Origin of the sequence: Streptomyces sp. NPDC057474 (assembly GCF_042802555.1) — a bacterium.
In the GTDB taxonomy this organism is placed as follows: domain Bacteria; phylum Actinomycetota; class Actinomycetes; order Streptomycetales; family Streptomycetaceae; genus Streptomyces.
On sequence record NZ_JBHVDX010000503.1, the window covers coordinates 1 to 1,219 of the forward strand.

General features: G+C 72.0%; 1 protein-coding gene. It reads left to right on the plus strand.

The genetic code is table 11. From position 1 onward, the window contains the following. Nucleotides 1–86 precede the first annotated feature (86 nt). On the plus strand, nt 87–1,187 hold the full coding sequence (locus ACFU53_RS48085) for a bifunctional succinyldiaminopimelate transaminase/glutamate-prephenate aminotransferase (RefSeq protein ID WP_384007038.1): 1,101 nt from the start codon (nt 87–89) through the stop codon (nt 1,185–1,187). Nucleotides 1,188–1,219: the final 32 nt, after the last annotated feature.

Below are 1,219 nucleotides of genomic sequence, written 5' to 3' on the forward strand. Positions count from 1 at the left end.
GGACCGAGGCGTACGCCGTACGAGCGGTACGTACGCGTCCGTTCCGCCGCTCGGGAACGTACGTACGAGAAAGTGAGCCAGATCCCGTGTCCGCAGTCAGCGATCGCCTCCCCACCTTCCCCTGGGACAAGCTGGAGCCGTACAAGGCGACGGCCGCCGCTCACCCCGGTGGCATCGTCGACCTCTCGGTCGGCACCCCGGTCGACCCGGTGCCCGAGCTGATCCAGAAAGCGCTGGTGGCCGCGGCGGACTCGCCGGGGTACCCCACCGTCTGGGGCACCGTCGAACTGCGCGACGCGATCACGGGCTGGCTGGAGCGCCGCCTCGGCGCCCGCGACGTCACCCACCACCACGTCCTGCCGATCGTCGGCTCCAAGGAACTGGTCGCCTGGCTCCCCACCCAGCTGGGCCTCGGCCCCGGCGACCGGGTCGCCTACCCGCGGCTCGCCTACCCGACGTACGAGGTCGGCGCCCGCCTCGCCCGCGCCGACCACGAGGTCTACGACGACCCGACGGCCCTGGACCCCGCCGGCCTCAAGCTCCTCTGGCTGAACTCCCCCTCCAACCCCACCGGCAAGGTCCTCTCCAAGGCCGAGCTGACCCGGATCGTCGCCTGGGCCCGCGAGCACGGCGTCCTGCTCTTCTCCGACGAGTGCTACCTGGAGCTCGGCTGGGACGCCGACCCGGTCTCGGTCCTCCACCCGGACGTGAACGGCGGTTCGTACGAGGGCATCGTCGCGGTCCACTCGCTCTCGAAGCGTTCGAACCTGGCGGGCTACCGCGCGGCCTTCCTCGCCGGCGACCCGGCCGTCCTCGGCCCCCTCCTCCAGATCCGCAAGCACGGCGGCATGATGACCGGGGCCCCCACCCAGGCCGCGGTGGTCGCAGCCCTCGGAGACGACCAGCACGTCCGGGAGCAACGCGCCCGCTACGCGGCCCGCCGCACGGCCCTCCGCGCAGCCCTCGTCTCCCACGGCTTCCGCATCGAACACAGCGAAGCCAGCCTCTACCTCTGGGCCACCCGAGGCGAATCCTGCTGGACCACCGTCGCTCACCTCGCCGACCTCGGCATCCTCGTAGCCCCCGGCGATTTCTACGGCACGGCAGGCGAGCACCACGTACGCGTGGCCTTCACGGCAACGGACGAGCGGGTGGCGGCGGCGGTGGAACGCCTGGTCCAGGCCTAGCCGGGGCCCAGCCGCACAAAAAAGCCGAAGGG